We start from the raw sequence: 15,534 nt of genomic DNA, 5'->3' as shown, positions 1-15,534 counted from the left end.
ACCGTGCGGTCAGATCAGTTCGCCGTCCAGGCTTTCAACCAGCGGGCAGCATTGTCACCGGACAGCATCCAGTCACGCTTCAGCTGGGCCTGCAGCTCGTCGCCCATTCTGGCACTGGCATCCAGATCGTTCAGGTGCATACGGATCGCATCACGCCAGTCTTTGAAGCGATTACGCACGCGAGTCACCGGTAAATCACCGCGGTAGCACTCCACGTCACTGCAGATGACCGGTACGCCACAGGCACCGTATTCCATCAGGCGCAGGTTGCTCTTACAGGAGTTGAAGATATTTTCCTCAACCGGTGCCAACGCTAAATCCAGATTTAACGCGGCCAGCGTGGCCGGGTAAATTTCAATATCCACGCCATAGTGCAGCTCATGGACGTAGGGGCGTAATTTATGCGGACACATGCCCATAAATACCCACTCCACTTCATTGGCGAACTCCTTCACCACATCAACGATCATCTCCAGATCGCCGGTGTGGCTTGACCCTCCCGCCCAGCCGACACGCGGTTTTTTGCCCTGACGGCGCTGACTTTGCAGGTTGCCCCACCACTGTACCGGCAGGTGGTTTTGCATCACCACGATCTCACTGTGCATGCCTTTGAAGGCTTCAGCCAGTGGCTCGGTTGACACCACAAAGCGGTCAAAAAAGCCCAGACTGCGGCGCATTTTTTTCCACATGTCCTGTCTGAAATCTTTGTGGTGATGGTTTTTTATCGGCACATTGAGGATGTAGTCGTCCAGCTCGTACACCTTGAATATCTCAGTAGCAGCCACCACCGGGGCCATCCAGTTCTGGAATATTTCGGAGTAACGTCGCTGAATAACCAGGCTGTCCGGCTTGTGCTGCGCCAGTTCTGCAACCGACAGCAGACGATTGTGCAGCTTGCCATTGGCCATGCCCTCTTTCTGCATGGCGTTGAACGGAGCAATGATTCGATAGTGTCCGCACCCGGCCATGTCGGCATGGTTGGCAAGGATCGTCGGCACGCCCGGGCGGTTAACCGGGGACCAGCATTGCGCGCTGTCACTGTTAAGATCGAACTGACGGCTTTTCAGGGAAAGGTTGGCATTAAACGCCGGATCGTTAGCGATCATCGGCATCCAGCGCCGGTAAAATTTCGCGTCCTCTTCCTGCTTAAGGGTTTTGGCCGCCTGGGCGCTCTCTCCCTGGAACGGGTTCTGGCGGGCAGCCGGACGCAGTATGCGCGCATACGGTGTCCACACCGTCATATAGCCCTGCTCGCGCGCCCGCAGGCAGAAATCGACATCATCGTACAGCTGGCTGCTGGTATCGAATCCGCCGATCGCCTCATAAACTTCGCGGCGCACCAGCATAAAATCACCCGAGACAGCACTGTAGTTCTGATCAAGTTGCAGACGGCCCAGATAGCTGTCCTGATCGTCTGGCATACCGCGAAAAGCATCGCCAACCGCACCGTTCATCCCCAGCAAATATCCGGCATGGCGAATACGGTTCTGAGAATTGAGCTGTTTGCCCCCCACAATCCCCACTTCCGGACGCTGGGCATGGTTAAGCAAGTTGTCCAGCCATTCCCCTTCCGTCACTGCCAGCTCACAATGCAGGAAAGCCAGATATTCCCCACGGGCTGCGGTAGCCGCCAGATTGCTCATCCCGGCATGCTGCCAGCTCTGCGGATAATGCATCACCTTGATCCTTTCAGGATCGACACTGGCAATACTGCCCAGCCAGTTTTCCCGTTCAGCGCTTTGCTGATTATCCGCCACGATAATCATTTCATAATTCAGATAGCGGGTTTTCTCCAGCAGCGTGGTGACAGAGGTGATCAGTGAGGGCAAATGCCAGTTAGCCAGGATAATCAGTGAGACCAGCGGCTGATGCGCATGCTGGTAACGCAGGCGGTAGTTGCCAAATTTATCCAGTGCCACCTGGCCTTCCGGATAACCCCGGTTGGTGAGATGGCGTCGCAGAATCTCAGCATCTTCGGCTAATGCACGCAATTTCAGTGAGGTCTTCAGCAGAGGTTCAGACAGGTGGCCGATCACATCAAAGCCCTGGCTTTCAATCAGTTTAGTGATCAGGTCAAACTCACAGGAGGCCGGGTAAGCCGTGTCGAATCCTTCGGCAGCGGCCAGAAGTTCACGGCGGAACAGCCAGTGCTGAGCAAGGGTTTTGGGTGAGCTGAGGAACATGTCAAGGTTGAAGTCAGGCCGGAATGAGATGCCGCCGGGTTGTCCTTCAATGGCAAAAAATTCATCAGCGAACAGAGCCAGCGCATTACCCGCCTGGTGTAGTGAGGTGGAAAGCGCAATCAGGCCGGAAGGCAGAAAAGTCGTTCCGGCATCAACAAAAATAAACCAGTCTTCGGTCCGTTCAGCCAGCACGCTGTTGATCACCGTTAAGCGGTTTTCATCCGTGGCCGGATAACACGGAATGCCTGAAAGATCTGCACCGGTCTCTCCCACAATAAGAGTATTTAAAATCAATACCCTGTTGTCAGCACTGAGGATACTGGCTACCGTATCCTCTACCTTATTCCGGGTTTCTGCTGTTGCGGTAATGACGACACCAACGCTTATCGGGCCGCCATTTTCCTGCGCAATATGGGCAATGTACTCCTTCTCAAAAGGTTTGAGCTTGCGCTGTGCCAGCCAGCCGGTCATCTCGCCCTGAATAAAGTTGTTGTAATGCTGCTGGCTGAAGTTCTGGAACTCAAAAACGTCCGGAGTCGACAGCCCGGCAACTCTCACCATGTTGTGGGATCTTTCAGCCTGGCTGAACCAGCCTTGATGGCGAAGATAATGGAAAAGCTTGTCACGGTTAACGACAACTTTTTCTTCGTTATCACGCTGCCCCGGCTGTTGATAAACAGTGGAAACGCGGATGGTGCACAGAGGCTCGTTAACCCAGCCGAGCAGGTTGCCCGGCAACAATTTTGCGTAGAGCGTCAGCGCTTCCACTTCCAGCAGTTTTTCATCATTAACAGTGAAAAATCCCCCCTCCCGGGTAATCAGGGACGTTAGATCTGCCCGACGGAATAATGCAACGCTCAGCTCACCGACAACGTTAAATCTGAGCGTGCAAAGTTGCCGCAACAGATCTTCTCCGTTAATCAGGCTGTCAGCAGTAACCAGAGAGGAGTTAGACAAAATATCCGGCAGGCGATTATTCAGGCAGTCTTCACGAGCGCGACGGGTCACCGCGACGGAGACCTTTTCATCAACTTCCATCACGGCCAGCAATTTACTGACCGCATCCGGTGCCAGCCAGTCGGCATCCGCAAGGAATTTTATATATTCGCCCTGCGCTTCCTGCACCGCGTTTTCATACACCCCTTCCTGATCTTTCGGATGGTTGTAAAAACGTATCGGATGGCCCGGCTTATCGAGATAAGGTGCAGCAATACTCTGGATGTATTTATCGATGCTGTTGTCAGCAATCAGAATTTCACACTGCGGGTAATCCTGAGCAAGGGCGCTTTTCAATGCCTGTTCAAAATAAGTGGGAATGCGCGCAATAATAATAATGCTGACTAAGGCTGGCCTGGACATAACAGATATGCTCCCGGAGGGCTAAAATCCCAGTTTGTAAAGAGTTCTGGGAGTAAAATGATTTTTTAATCTTAACGACAAAAGTCAAATTCAATCGCGGGAGAAAGTGGGTAAAAGCAGGGTATTCCGGAAGTTTGCTTTCCAGATTTCGGCCATAAAAAAACCCCGCCGGAGCGGGGTTTTCAGGGAGATTAACTCGCTGGTTATTAGCCCTGCAGCAGAGACAGGACCTGCTGTGGAACCTGGTTAGCTTTCGCCAACACGGAGTTACCAGCCTGCTGAATAATCTGTGCTTTGGACAGATTCGACACTTCCGTCGCGTAGTCGGCATCCTGGATTCGGGATTGCGCTTCCGACAGGTTAGTGGTGGTGTTGTTCAGGTTGGTGATAGCAGAATCCAGTCGGTTCTGTACCGCACCCAGGCTTGAACGGAACTTATCAACCTGTGCAATCGCTTTATCCAGCAGAGCCAGCGGATCGGAAGTTGAAGTACCGGTGTACACGTTGGCGTTGCCAGAGTCAGAGATATCGTCGATATCGCTGGTACCAGTAGTTGCAGAGTCACCGCCGTTAACGATGCTGCCTGAAGACACAGAGTAGTCTTTGCCCTGTACAGAAACGAAGCCGACTGCGTTGCCGTTGGCATCTGCGCCAACTTTGATTGCCTGACCGGTCATCACACCTGAAGAGACGCCGTTTTTGCTGTCAGAATAGTCAACTTCAGTGGTGTTCAGTTCAATTTTACCGCTGGTGCCAACAGACACAGAGTAGTTGTCGCTGCCAGAAGAAACAACGTAGGTACCGGTTGCTTTGCCATCGCTGCCCAGCACGCTATGCAGAGACAGGCCAGAAGCCGCAACACCCAGATCTTTAGCCACGTCGCTCAGGTCAACGGTAGACATTGCACCAGAACCAGAAGCATCGCCAACCTGAGTAATGTTGTCGCCCAGGCTCAGAGAGTTTTTGTCTACAGAGAAGCCTTTCAGGCCCAGAGTAGAAGAGTCAATTTTCTGCAGGTCAACAGTGATGGTTTCGCCATCGTTAGAACCAACCTGGATTTTCATGGTGCCGTCTTTCGCCAGCACGTTCACGCCGTTGAACTGAGTCTGACCAGATACGCGGTCAATTTCGTCCAGACGGGATTTGATTTCGTCCTGGATTGAAGACAGGTCGGAATCAGAGTTGGTGCCGTTCTGTGCCTGTACGGTCAGTTCACGAACACGCTGTAAGTTGTTGTTGATTTCTGACAATGCGCCTTCAGTAGTCTGCGCAGCAGAGATACCGTCGTTGGCGTTACGAGCAGCCTGAGTCAGGCCGTTGATGTTAGAGGTGAAGCGGTTCGCAATTGCCTGGCCAGCGGCGTCATCTTTCGCGCTGTTGATACGCAGACCAGAAGACAGGCGCTCAATAGAAGTAGACAGAGCAGACTGGTTCTTGTTGATGTTGTTCTGAGTGATCAGCGAGAGGCTGTTGGTATTGATTACTTGTGCCATGATAAAGTTTCCTATTAAAATCGAATCTGTTAAAGGTGGTTGGGCTTATTTGCCGCCCGGCTTCATCGCCGTCAATGTTGTTATCGTCTGTGTCCAGGCAACCTTTAGATTTTTTTTAGTGCCGGGCAAAAAATTTTTCACCACCCCTACTCTTCGAAATATCCCTCTTTATTACCGCTATTCGCTTCATTGTCCCGAATCAATTAATCGTAAACTTTGCTCATGACTGGCCGATAACCACGTAGTTCACGCTCCGTGTTGACTACATAAGGAAACATCATGACTTCTATATCTACATTGGGAATCGGCTCGGGTCTCGATTTAAGCAGCATTCTGGACAGCCTGGAAGCGTCAGAGAAAGCCGCGTTAACCCCTATTTCAACACAGCAGTCTTCTTATACTGCCAAGCTGAGTGCCTACGGTACGCTGAAAAGCGCGTTGACCACCTTTCAGACGGCTAACAGCACGCTGAATAATGCTAACCTGTTTTCTTCAACCGCTGCGACCAGCACCACCACCGCTTTCAGCGCAACCACGGCATCCGGTGCCTTAGCCGGAAAATACACCATCAGCGTGACTCAGCTTGCTACAGCTCAGACGCTGACTTCCGGTGTTCAGACGACGAACAACACCGCGATCGCCAGCTCTGACAGCACCATTACTATCCAGCAGGGTGGCGACGCCAAACCAGTAACCATCTCTCTTGCTGCCGGCAACTCTTCGCTGACCGGTATTCGTGATGCAATCAACAAAGCCGACGCAGGCGTGACCGCCAGTATCATCAAGACCGGCGACGGCAGCTATCGTCTGTCAATGACGTCGAACGATACCGGCACTGACAATGCGATGACCATTGCGGTCAGCGGTGACAGTGCGCTGCAGAGTTTCATGACTTACGACGGCACCTCCAGCAGCAATATGACGCAAAGCGTGGCGGCAAAGAATGCCGAGCTGACAGTCAATAATGTGCCGATTGAGAACAGCAGCAACACCATCAGTGATGCGCTGGAAGGGATCACGCTGAACCTGAATGATGTCACCTCTGGCAACCAGAGCCTGACCATCACTAAAGATACCTCCGGTGCGACAAGCGCGATCACCAACTGGGTGAATGCTTATAACACCCTGCAGGATCAGTTCTCCAGCCTGACGAAATATACCGCAGTGGCTGTTGGTGCAGATGCGCAGGATACCAGCAACGGTGCACTGGTTGGCGACAGTACTCTGCGTACCATCCAGTCTCAGCTGAAAAGTATGCTGACTAACGCGCAGAGTTCATCAACCTATAAATCTCTGGCGCAGATCGGCATCACCAGCGATCCCTCCACGGGATCGCTGTCAATCGACTCCACCGCGCTCTCAACGGCTTTAGACAAAGATCCGGATGGCATCAAAGAGATGATTGTTGGCGACGGAAAAACGACCGGGATCGCCACCACTATTGGTTCTAATCTGACCAGCTGGTTGTCCTCTACCGGCATTTTGCAGGCAGCCACCGACGGTGTCAGTAAAACGCTGAACAATCTGACCGATCAGTACAACAACGAAAGCAGCCGTATTGATGACATGGTCGCCCGTTATAAAACCCAGTTTACCGCGCTGGACGTTTTGATGAGCAAGCTCAACAGCACCAGCAGCTATCTGACGTCGCAGTTCAGTACTTCAAGCAGTTCTACAAGCAGTACCTCATCTTGATAAGGAGACAAAATGTATAGCGCAAGCGGCATCAAAGCCTATGCAAAAATAGGGGTGGAAAGCGCAGTGATGAGCGCCAGCCCCGACCAACTGGTCACGCTGCTGTTTGATGGGGCGCTCAGCGCCCTGGTTCGTGCGCGGTTGTTTTTGCAGGACGGCAACACGGCTGGCAAAGGAGAGTCTCTCTCCAAGGCCATCAACATTATTGAAAACGGGTTGAGAAAAGGCCTGGAAGAGAACAGCGGCGACGAGCTGGCTGACAACCTCGCCTCGCTTTATCGCTATATGGTGCATCGCCTGCTGCAGGCTAATCTGCACAACGACGGGGAAGCCATTCAGGAAGTCGAAGGGTTGCTGCGCAACATCGCCGATGCCTGGAAAGAAGTTTCCGGAACCACAGCTCTTCAGGATGCCGTTTAAATGAATATTGCTCCGCACATGCTCGCGATCTACCAACAATTATTAGTGCTCAGCCAGTCTATGTTACGCCTGGCCACCGAGGGCAGCTGGGAAGAGTTGATTGAAATGGAAATCGATTATGTCAGTGCGGTAGAAAAACTGGCGGAATGCACACAGCATACCCCCGTTCCGGCACACGTCCAGGATCAGTTACGTCCTGTGCTGCGCCATATTCTTGATAACGAAGCCGAAGTGAAAAGCCTGCTGCAGGCGCGGATGACAGAGCTCTCCTCGCTGATCGGCCAGGCTACACGCCAGAAATCTGTGAACAAAGCCTATACCCGGGTCCAGGGCAATATCCTGTTCCCTCAAGGCCCCCACAGTGCATAGAAGCCCCTTTTAGGTATGAATTTGACCAACGCCTTTCAGCGGTGTCAGAACGGCATAAAATAAATCCGTTCTGGCCCGCGCTTTATGGCGTGATTAAGACTTGCCGTTTTTCAACATCGATTTGTGATGGCTTTTGCCTGTTGAAGGCTGCTTTGGCTGTGCGGCAGGTTTGTCATTTTCGTGTTTAAGCGCATCCTGACATTCAGCGGTCGGCTGGTGGACTCTTTGCAGCACCAGCTTGTCATAATGCAATTCGCCACCTTCCAGCTCCAGCGGCATCACCCTTGCAGAGTTGTTGACGTTAACCCAGTCACCGCTCAGCTGCGTGACTTTGCCCGGCTTGGCGATCACCCGCTGCCACTGGCGGCAATCGAGCGTATCCCCTTCTGCGGTAATTATCAGGCTGGCTATTGCCTCTTTACTGACCAGGCCTTTCTGCGGCCCCATGGTCTGCCAGTTGCCAACCAGATTTGCCGGTGGAGGGGTTTTTACCACGCTCTGGTAATTGGGTATCTGGGCACAACCTGTCAGCGCCAGGCTGGCGGTGGCAGCTGCGGCTAAAATCCACTTTTTCATTTTTAGTTCCTGACTCATCGACCAGGCGCTACGTTATAATTTCTTGCCACCCACCGCAAGCAGCACAGGCCCAACACGGGTGAATTACTCGCTGCTGAAACGATGCAGCAAAATAATAACAATTTTAACTTAAAGTTTACATCTTCATTAGCCGATAGCTTTCCAGAGAGGGAATAATCCCTCACGGTGATTATCAACCTGCCGCGATGTACATTAACTGGGGAAAGTTGTTATGCGTCTGACTATCCGCGCCCGCCTGATTGGCATTGTGGGCCTGCTGTGTATTCTGCTTATCATCGCCGCAGTATGGGGCATCATCGGTTTACGGGCCGCCGACCAGCGGGCGGTGACCACTTATCGTACCGAACTGTTGCCGCTGCAAACTACCTCGCGACTGTTCCGGACGGCACAGCTACAGTCCTCCACTCTGTTCGAAGCGCTACGTTACTGGACCGACCCGACTGAAGTGGACAAACGCCTGCAGAAAATCAGCCAGTATGCTGCGCAGATCGCTGATGACCGCAACAGTTTTAAAAATATGCCGCGCATTCCGGGCACCGAAGCCGTCAGCAACAAGCTGCTGGCCGATCTGGACGACTGGCAGGCAGCGCTGGGTGAGGCAGGCAGCCAACTGAAGGCCGGTAACCCATCCGCCGCGCTGGTGATTGTGGAAACCCGCCTGAAAAGCGGTAGTGAAGCGCTGCAACAGGGGATCGACAGCCTGGATCGTCAGATGCGCCAGCATGCCGAAAAAAATTACGCCGACAGCGCAAGCTCTTACGTGCTGGCCCGCAACAGCCTGATAGCGATCCTTGCCGGGGGTCTGTGCCTGGCACTGATTGCCGGCTGGCTGCTGGTTCGCTCGATTGCCCGCTCGGTATCGGATGCCCGCCGCCTGGCAGAGTCAATCGCTGACGGGCAGTTAGATCATCACATCACCCACTTCTCGAAAGATGAGATGGGCGAACTGATGCGTTCGCTGGCCACCATGGATATCAGGCTTTCCGACATCGTGCGTGAAGTGGGCGAAAGTGCGGTTGCGCTGAATGACGCGGCGCGGCAGATGGCCGAAGGCAATGATGATTTGTCTGAACGAACCCATACTCAGGCCAGCTCGCTGGAACAGACCGCCGCCAGCATGGAACAGATGACGGCGACCGTTAAGCACAATGCCGATAACGCCGCTCAGGCTAACGAACTGGCCGTCACCGTGCGCGAACAGGCGCAACGCGGCAGTAAAGTACTGAATGACGCGGTTGTCGCCATGCAGGAAATTGAATCCTCCAGCAAACGCATCGCTGATATTAACCGGGTGATTGATGAGATCGCCTTCCAGACCAACCTGCTGGCGCTGAACGCCGCGGTAGAAGCTGCCCGTGCTGGCGAACAGGGCCGGGGCTTTGCCGTGGTGGCGGCAGAAGTGCGTCAGTTGGCTCAGCGATCGTCCAAAGCTGCGCAGGAGATTAAAGAGCTGATCCAGGCCAGCGTCAGTAAAGTGGACACCGGCAGCACCCTGGTGCTGCGTTCCGGTGAGATGTTGGAAGAGATCAACGGCGGCGTGGCGCGCGTGGTGGATATCGTCGGTGAAATTGCCATTGCCAGCCGCGAGCAGTCCAGCGGCATCGATCAGGTTAACGTGGCGGTAATCCAGATGGACAGCGCCACCCAGCAGAACGCCGCGCTGGTGGAAGAAGCCACCGCCGCCAGCCAGACCGTCAGCCAGCATGCCGGACTGCTGGTAGAAAAAATGGCCTTCTTCCATCTGCAGGATGGTGGAAACAGTGAAGTGGCCGCCGTGGCCCGGCGTCTGTCACAGGTCGAACCAGCGATGAATCTGAGGAGCCGCTATGCGTAAATCCGCCCTGCTGGCCCTGATGCTGGCGCTCCCCTTTGCCACGCTGGCCGACACCACCGTAACAATCGCCACCATTGCCAACGGGGATATGAGCATCATGCAGCAGCTCTCCGGCGACTTTGAAAAAAGTCATCCGGGCGTGCACCTTAAGTGGCAGATCATGAGTGAAGCCGAACTGCGCCGACAGAATATGGAGGCCATGAGCAGCGGGAAGCCGGGCTTCGATGTGATAACCGTCGGGACTTATGAGGCACCGCTGTGGGGAAAACGTGGCTGGCTGACCCCGCTAAACTCGCAGCCTGCCGATTATCAGGCAGAAGATCTGCTCAAACCAGTGCGTAAGGCCCTGTCCTGGAACGATACGCTGTACGCCCTGCCTTTCTACGGCGAAAGCAGCATGACCTATTATCGTAAGGATCTGTTGGCGGAAAAAGGCCTGATCATGCCCGACGATCCCAACTGGAGCGATATTAAACGGCTGGCGGCAAAACTGAACGATCGGCAGAAAGGTATTTACGGCCTGTGCCTGCGCGGCAGTCCGGGTTGGGGCGACAATATGGCCATCATCGATACCATGGCCAACAGCTACGGCGCACAGTGGTTTGATGATAACTGGAAAGCCATGCTGGACAGCACCGAATGGCGCGAAGTTTTGCAGGATTACGTGCAGATGGTGCACGATTACGGCCCGGCTGATACGCCAAAAAACAGTTTCGGCGAGATCCTGAGGCTGTTTGCTCAGGGGAAATGCGCCATGTGGGTAGACAGCACGGTGGCCGCTTCCCTGTTGATTAATCCGCAGATTTCACTGGTGGCGGACAAAATTGATTTTGCTCCCGCCCCCGGCGAACTGACCCGCAACGGCTCGAACTGGCTCTGGGCCTGGGCGCTGGCGGTCCCCAGTAACGCCCCTAATAAACAGCAGGCGGTCGAATTTATCAGTTGGGCAACTTCCCGAGCCTATATCAATCAGGTGGCACAGACCGTCGGCTGGGGCGCGGTGCCTCCCGGCAGCCGTATTTCAACTTATCAGCAGGCGAGCTACCTCAAGCTAGCGCCCTACGCGCAGCGTGTGCGTTCAGCCGTGGAGAGTGCCAGTGTTGAGCAACCCACCCTGATGCCTGTCCCCTACCAGGGCGTGCAGTACGTCAGCATCCCCGGCTTTGATCAGATGGGCAATACCGTGGGTGAGCAGATTGCAGAACTGCTGCAGGGAAAACTGACGCTGGATGAAACGCTGAGTAAAAATCAGCAGGCAGTCACGCGCATCTATGCTGAAACACCGCGATAAGTGTACACTGGCGCGCATTATCAGTTGCCGGACTTGTTGTGATGAAGACCATTGAAGAGTATTACGCTGCCGCCACCGCTCTGTTCCTGGAAGCGCACCCGGAGATCAAGGCAGGAATCGCTGATTTGCAGGAAGAAGATGCGGCAAAGCTCGGTATGACCCTGCCTCAGCTGCAGGCGATGCAAACCGATCGGGCTTATGCCGCCTTCACCCGCGAGAAAAAACTGGACGGCATGCTGTTCGCCATCCAGCTGGCAGAACCGGATAAAGAGGTGGCTGCCCAGGCTATTGAGGGCTATCTGCGTGGACATGCCACCGCACTGGGCATGAGTTGGGAAGAATTTTGTATCAAAAACGAACTGTAGCGTTCACTGAAAACACTCTCATCGCGTCGGATTGTTCCGGCGCTTATTAATCCCCTCGATTTTCCGGCCAAAACTGGCCAGTAAGACGCTCACTTTTTGCCATATTTCAGTGCGATTTCTGTTAAGAATGCTCCCAAACAGAAAGTACCAGTAGATTATCGTTCGAAAAGCGAAACTGTTTGCGATATATATGCGACACCCTCCTTACCGGATTAAGCAATTTAGTTAAGGTTATTTAACTTTCCGGACAATTGTATTTAAAAAGCCGCGAGGATATCCTGATAAGCATCAGCATGCGTGCCGCATCCTGCCTTAGTAATGCCCTGTAAGAGCCCAGAGCCAGAACATGCAACTAAATAAATATAAGATTAACCAGGTTATATTCCTCTTTTTTCTCGCATTGTGTTTAGCCACGCTGGGTCTGCACTGTCGTTCTTACACCGCACTGTCCCTTTTCTGGCCCTGTAACGCTATTCTGCTGGGATTGCTGGTCCGTTTTCCGCATCTGGATGCTGTCCGTCTGCTGCCCGCTATGTATATTGGCATGGTGCTGGCCGACGTGCTGTATGGCACCCCTTTTATTACCTCACTGGGATTAGATGCGGCTAATATCGTCTTTATTGCCGTGGGCTATGCTGTTCTGCTGACCACTCATTTTACCCGGCCCTGGCCGCGTCGCCTGCAGGCATTAATCCGGATATTTCCGGCGTCCATTCTTGCAGCCGGAGCCTGTGCTGTCGTCGGCAGTCTCACCAGCCAGCACTATTTTCATGACGACCTGGTGAAAGGCTGGATCTCCTGGTTCTGCGAACAGTTCTCCACCTCGATACTGATGCTGCCAGTGGTGATTACCCTGCCCCACCGCGATGAATTGCCGCAGCTGGTGAAAGATCTGAAAGAGTCTTCACTGCTGCCGCTGGTGTCGCTGATAATTTCCACCGTAGCCGGGATTTACGTTGGCGGAGGCGGAAGCCTGATTTTCCCTCTGCCAGCCCTGATGTGGTGCGCCATCACCTATCCGATCTTCTTTACCTGCCTGCTGACCATGGTGACCGGCATTGCCGAAATTATTCTGGTTGCCAGTAACGTGCTGAATATTCAGGGATCGGATGACTTCTTCCGTATCGACAGCCTTGCATCAGCGCGCCTGGGCGTGGCGGCGATGACCATCAGTCCGTTGATCGTTGCGCTCAGCAGCACTGCCAATAAAAAGCTGGTCGCCCGCATTACCAGGCGCGCCGATTATGATTTCCTGACTGGCGCATTAACCCGCAGCGGCCTTTCATCGCGGCTTGATGCGATTGCCGCGCGCCGGGACAAGCAGAATGTGTTTTATGGCGCGGCGTTTGTGATTGATATCGATCGCTTTAAAAATATCAATGACACCTATGGTCACGCAGCCGGGGATTATGTGCTGGCTAAAACGGTGGAGCGTATCCGCCAGTCATTGCAGCAGACCGCCATCATCAGCCGGATGGGGGGAGAAGAGTTTCTGGTATTGATTGAGGGGATTTCACAGCCACGAGCCTACCTTCTGGCAGACCGTCTGCGGCAGAGCGTTGAGCAGCACTGCATTATGCTTAACGATCAGGATTTAAGCGTCACGGTAAGTATTGGCATCAGCACGCTGAATATCAGTGACGCCACCAGCCTGGATGAATCGATGAAAACCGCAGATGAACAGCTTTATATCGCCAAAACCAGTGGCAGAAACCGCGTCAGTCCGGAGTTTGTACTGTAGTACACTGGTCGGACCGACGCGAAAACTCAGGCCTCGTTATCGATGCGGTGAGCCTCGATATCGATGTCCTGAATGGCCTTATCCAGCTCATCCAGCAACTTGCCCTGCATGGTCAGCAGATCGTTGATCCGCCCCGCATACTCATCATGTTTGTATTCGCCCTGGTCAAAGGCCAGCCAGTGCGTTGAAAGCGTTTCCGTATTGGATTGTGCATAGTGGCGCATTTCTTTTAACTGCGAAGTCACATCACGGAAATGGTCGGTCTGAGATTTGCGTTCTTCTGTATCACTCATGCATTTATCCTTTTAGGGTTAAAAAAGCACTCATACTTTCCGACCGTAAGCGGTAGCGAAAGTTCATAACACTTTATTAACCAATCGCAGAAACCACTGAAAAAGGCCGCCATTACTGGCGGCCAATGCCACTTTACCGGCTAAAAATAGGCGATTTTGCGGTCTGTACCGTTGATGTTGACGGTGACATACCCTGCCGGTGTCGTAGTTGACGGCGCGGTCGCGACAGACGTTGCCATGGTTAATATTCCTTTTTCATTCGCACCAATTCCTGCCAGTCCGTTGTGCAGGCTCATCCGCGCATTGGGCGATGTTGTTCCGATAGTGGTGGTGTCCGTCACTTCGCTCAGATCCGGAGAAAAAATGCAGCATTCGCCAGACTCGAAGCGGCTTGGCCCGGTCGACTTCAGGTTAAAGACCATATCGCCGCTGGCCGCTTTCAGCTTCACCCAGATTTCCGCGTAGGTTAACCCAATCCGGTTAAGCTTAACGTCCAGCACCGCAGGCAGACCTTTATGCTGAATGTCAGCGTAGATCGCCGTCGAGCAGCGCGAGATATTCAGCCAGGTCAGACAGGAGGCCATCGCGCTGATCGGGCTACCCGCCGTGCCGCTAAGCACATCATTGGTGTTTTTACTGATCATCTCAACAATCCACTGCTGATTGTCCTTCGGCAGATTCACCTTGCCAAGCTTGTACCACTTGTCGCTGGTGGAGGTATTGGTCACCTTGTAACCGGTATACCAGCCCGCCTTCATCGACCCGCTCATCACCGTGCCGTAGTTCTCGTCACGACGCCAACCGTACTCATAGCCGGACAGCCAGCGAGTGGTGTCCGCCCCCAGATTGACCGCCCCGCCTGACTGCAGGTTGAGCTGACGGATCTGCACCCGCCCGTTCAGCATGTTCAGCGGGTTGGCACAATCTTCCAGGCTTAGCGCATCCACCAGCCACTGCCCTTCACTCATATTGCCGGGGAAACGGGTATGCTCGATCCACACATTGCGCAGCACTCCCTGAGTCACTCGTGGCATATAGAGCGTGGCATCACCGTAACCGGTCTGGAAGTTAGCATTTGACAGTTCGATAGCCGTTGAGTGATCCCACGATCCGGAAGCAGTATCTGACCAGCCCACATCCAGAACCCTGGCGTAAGTGTTCAGGGTGTAAAGCTGGTCGATTTTGGTATCCAGCGTATCCAGTAGTTTGATCACCGTACCGCCGCTGCCCTGCGCGCGGAAGCAGTTGATCACCACAGACTCTCCGGCCACCATGGTATTTTGAAAGAAGGGCTGCTGGTTGGAACACATCGCCGCGGTAATCGCCCCCGTATTGGTGGTGATATCCGCCGTGGCCTGGCCGTTCCAGCAAATCCCCTTGATGGTCGTTCTTCGCGCCTGAACTTTGATAACGGGTGAAGTCGACTTGTCAGAGATAATGGTGGTGCGCGGAATTCCTCCGTGCGGATTGTAGTCGCCCAGGATATAGAAAAACGCGATCTCCGAAGCGGACAAATCAACCGGATTAAGAAGAAACTTCCCGGCGGGAAAGCGCACGGGAATATCCCGCATATTGCTGCTGAAATTTTGTGCCCAATTCATCATCAGCTTAAAAGCACCGCTGTCATCCGTAGTGCCATCACCTTTTGCACCAAAGTGATAGAGGTTTACCTCATCGGGATCGTTGATCACCCGTTTCCAGTAAAAGCCGCTACCGGCCGCGACGGTGCCGGAATCATCCGCCGGCGGAGTAGTTGTAACAAAGCCGACAAAATCTCCCCCACCATGGAAGGAGGAATCTTTATCATAATAACGACGAAGCATCGCCAGATCGCCAGATTTGGTTGGCGCAGTGGTGCGCAGTTCAGCAAATGAATTAACTTCAATCATAATAA

At 53.6% G+C, this 15,534-nt stretch carries 12 protein-coding genes; 7 read left to right on the top strand and 5 right to left on the bottom strand.

Going from position 1 to position 15,534, the window contains the following annotated elements:
* Positions 1-14: 14 nt before the first annotated feature.
* Both GSQ70_RS21725 and GSQ70_RS21720 read right to left on the bottom strand, forming a co-directional pair.
* Positions 15-3,542 carry a glycosyltransferase family 2 protein gene (locus tag GSQ70_RS21725; RefSeq protein ID WP_158784450.1) on the bottom strand — a complete coding sequence of 1,176 codons (3,528 nt, stop codon included), beginning with the start codon at positions 3,540-3,542 and terminating at the stop codon, positions 15-17.
* A 206-nt stretch (positions 3,543-3,748) separates the two neighbouring features.
* The gene (locus GSQ70_RS21720; protein WP_158784449.1) at positions 3,749-5,035 is read right to left on the bottom strand and encodes a FliC/FljB family flagellin; all 1,287 of its coding nucleotides are present in this window, start codon (positions 5,033-5,035) and stop codon (positions 3,749-3,751) included.
* Between the two features lie 279 nt (positions 5,036-5,314).
* On the opposite strand from GSQ70_RS21720, the gene fliD reads away from it, so the two are divergent.
* The 3 genes from fliD to fliT are packed head-to-tail and all read left to right on the top strand — an operon-like array spanning position 5,315 to position 7,519.
* Positions 5,315-6,730 carry a flagellar filament capping protein FliD gene (gene fliD, locus GSQ70_RS21715; RefSeq protein ID WP_158784448.1) on the top strand — a complete coding sequence of 472 codons (1,416 nt, stop codon included), beginning with the start codon at positions 5,315-5,317 and terminating at the stop codon, positions 6,728-6,730.
* A 12-nt stretch (positions 6,731-6,742) separates the two neighbouring features.
* Positions 6,743-7,150 carry a flagellar export chaperone FliS gene (fliS, locus tag GSQ70_RS21710; protein ID WP_158784447.1) on the top strand — a complete coding sequence of 136 codons (408 nt, stop codon included), beginning with the start codon at positions 6,743-6,745 and terminating at the stop codon, positions 7,148-7,150.
* A complete protein-coding gene (fliT, locus tag GSQ70_RS21705) occupies positions 7,151-7,519 on the top strand; it encodes a flagella biosynthesis regulatory protein FliT (RefSeq protein WP_158784446.1) in 369 nt (122 codons plus the stop codon). It begins immediately after the preceding gene.
* Between the two features lie 93 nt (positions 7,520-7,612).
* Here fliT and yedD read toward each other — a convergent pair whose 3' ends face one another.
* Complete coding sequence (gene yedD, locus GSQ70_RS21700) at positions 7,613-8,095, bottom strand: lipoprotein YedD (RefSeq protein WP_158784445.1); 483 nt, start codon at positions 8,093-8,095, stop codon at positions 7,613-7,615.
* 232 nt (positions 8,096-8,327) lie between these two features.
* Between yedD and GSQ70_RS21695 the strand changes: the two genes are divergently transcribed.
* The 4 genes from GSQ70_RS21695 to GSQ70_RS21680 all read left to right on the top strand — a co-directional run bounded on the left by GSQ70_RS21695 (position 8,328) and on the right by GSQ70_RS21680 (position 13,347).
* Entirely contained in the window at positions 8,328-9,950 is a 1,623-nt protein-coding gene (locus tag GSQ70_RS21695; protein WP_158784444.1) for a methyl-accepting chemotaxis protein, read from the top strand.
* The gene (locus GSQ70_RS21690; RefSeq protein WP_158784443.1) at positions 9,943-11,241 is read left to right on the top strand and encodes a sugar ABC transporter substrate-binding protein; all 1,299 of its coding nucleotides are present in this window, start codon (positions 9,943-9,945) and stop codon (positions 11,239-11,241) included. Before GSQ70_RS21695 ends, GSQ70_RS21690 begins: the two co-directional genes overlap by 8 nt.
* A 41-nt stretch (positions 11,242-11,282) precedes the next feature.
* On the top strand, positions 11,283-11,606 hold the full coding sequence (locus GSQ70_RS21685) for a DUF6388 family protein (protein ID WP_158785421.1): 324 nt from the start codon (positions 11,283-11,285) through the stop codon (positions 11,604-11,606).
* 346 nt (positions 11,607-11,952) lie between these two features.
* Positions 11,953-13,347, top strand: a complete 1,395-nt coding sequence (locus GSQ70_RS21680; protein ID WP_158784442.1) for a GGDEF domain-containing protein — start codon at positions 11,953-11,955, stop codon at positions 13,345-13,347.
* 26 nt (positions 13,348-13,373) lie between these two features.
* On the opposite strand, the gene GSQ70_RS21675 is transcribed toward GSQ70_RS21680, so the two are convergent.
* Together GSQ70_RS21675 and GSQ70_RS21670 are read right to left on the bottom strand one after the other, a co-directional pair.
* Positions 13,374-13,640, bottom strand: a complete 267-nt coding sequence (locus GSQ70_RS21675) for a hypothetical protein (protein ID WP_158784441.1) — start codon at positions 13,638-13,640, stop codon at positions 13,374-13,376.
* A 140-nt stretch (positions 13,641-13,780) separates the two neighbouring features.
* Positions 13,781-15,529, bottom strand: a complete 1,749-nt coding sequence (locus GSQ70_RS21670; protein ID WP_158784440.1) for an amylovoran biosynthesis protein AmsF — start codon at positions 15,527-15,529, stop codon at positions 13,781-13,783.
* Positions 15,530-15,534 lie beyond the last annotated feature (5 nt).

This window comes from Pantoea sp. BAV 3049, from assembly GCF_009765445.1.
GTDB lineage: Bacteria > Pseudomonadota > Gammaproteobacteria > Enterobacterales > Enterobacteriaceae > Erwinia.
The sequence above is the reverse complement of the archived record's forward strand: the minus strand, read 5'-3'. Positions and strand labels throughout refer to the sequence as shown.

What these genes read in the sequence shown, in the direction of transcription:
- GSQ70_RS21680 (WP_158784442.1), top strand. Translation starts at nt 11,953, where the DNA reads ATGCAACTAAATAAATATAAGATTAACCAGGTTATATTCCTCTTTTTT.
- fliS (WP_158784447.1), top strand. Translation starts at nt 6,743, where the DNA reads ATGTATAGCGCAAGCGGCATCAAAGCCTATGCAAAAATAGGGGTGGAA.
- GSQ70_RS21675 (WP_158784441.1), bottom strand. Translation starts at nt 13,640, where the DNA reads ATGAGTGATACAGAAGAACGCAAATCTCAGACCGACCATTTCCGTGAT.
- GSQ70_RS21725 (WP_158784450.1), bottom strand. Translation starts at nt 3,542, where the DNA reads ATGTCCAGGCCAGCCTTAGTCAGCATTATTATTATTGCGCGCATTCCC.
- yedD (WP_158784445.1), bottom strand. Translation starts at nt 8,095, where the DNA reads ATGAAAAAGTGGATTTTAGCCGCAGCTGCCACCGCCAGCCTGGCGCTG.
- GSQ70_RS21690 (WP_158784443.1), top strand. Translation starts at nt 9,943, where the DNA reads ATGCGTAAATCCGCCCTGCTGGCCCTGATGCTGGCGCTCCCCTTTGCC.
- fliD (WP_158784448.1), top strand. Translation starts at nt 5,315, where the DNA reads ATGACTTCTATATCTACATTGGGAATCGGCTCGGGTCTCGATTTAAGC.
- fliT (WP_158784446.1), top strand. Translation starts at nt 7,151, where the DNA reads ATGAATATTGCTCCGCACATGCTCGCGATCTACCAACAATTATTAGTG.
- GSQ70_RS21695 (WP_158784444.1), top strand. Translation starts at nt 8,328, where the DNA reads ATGCGTCTGACTATCCGCGCCCGCCTGATTGGCATTGTGGGCCTGCTG.
- GSQ70_RS21685 (WP_158785421.1), top strand. Translation starts at nt 11,283, where the DNA reads ATGAAGACCATTGAAGAGTATTACGCTGCCGCCACCGCTCTGTTCCTG.
- GSQ70_RS21670 (WP_158784440.1), bottom strand. Translation starts at nt 15,529, where the DNA reads ATGATTGAAGTTAATTCATTTGCTGAACTGCGCACCACTGCGCCAACC.
- GSQ70_RS21720 (WP_158784449.1), bottom strand. Translation starts at nt 5,035, where the DNA reads ATGGCACAAGTAATCAATACCAACAGCCTCTCGCTGATCACTCAGAAC.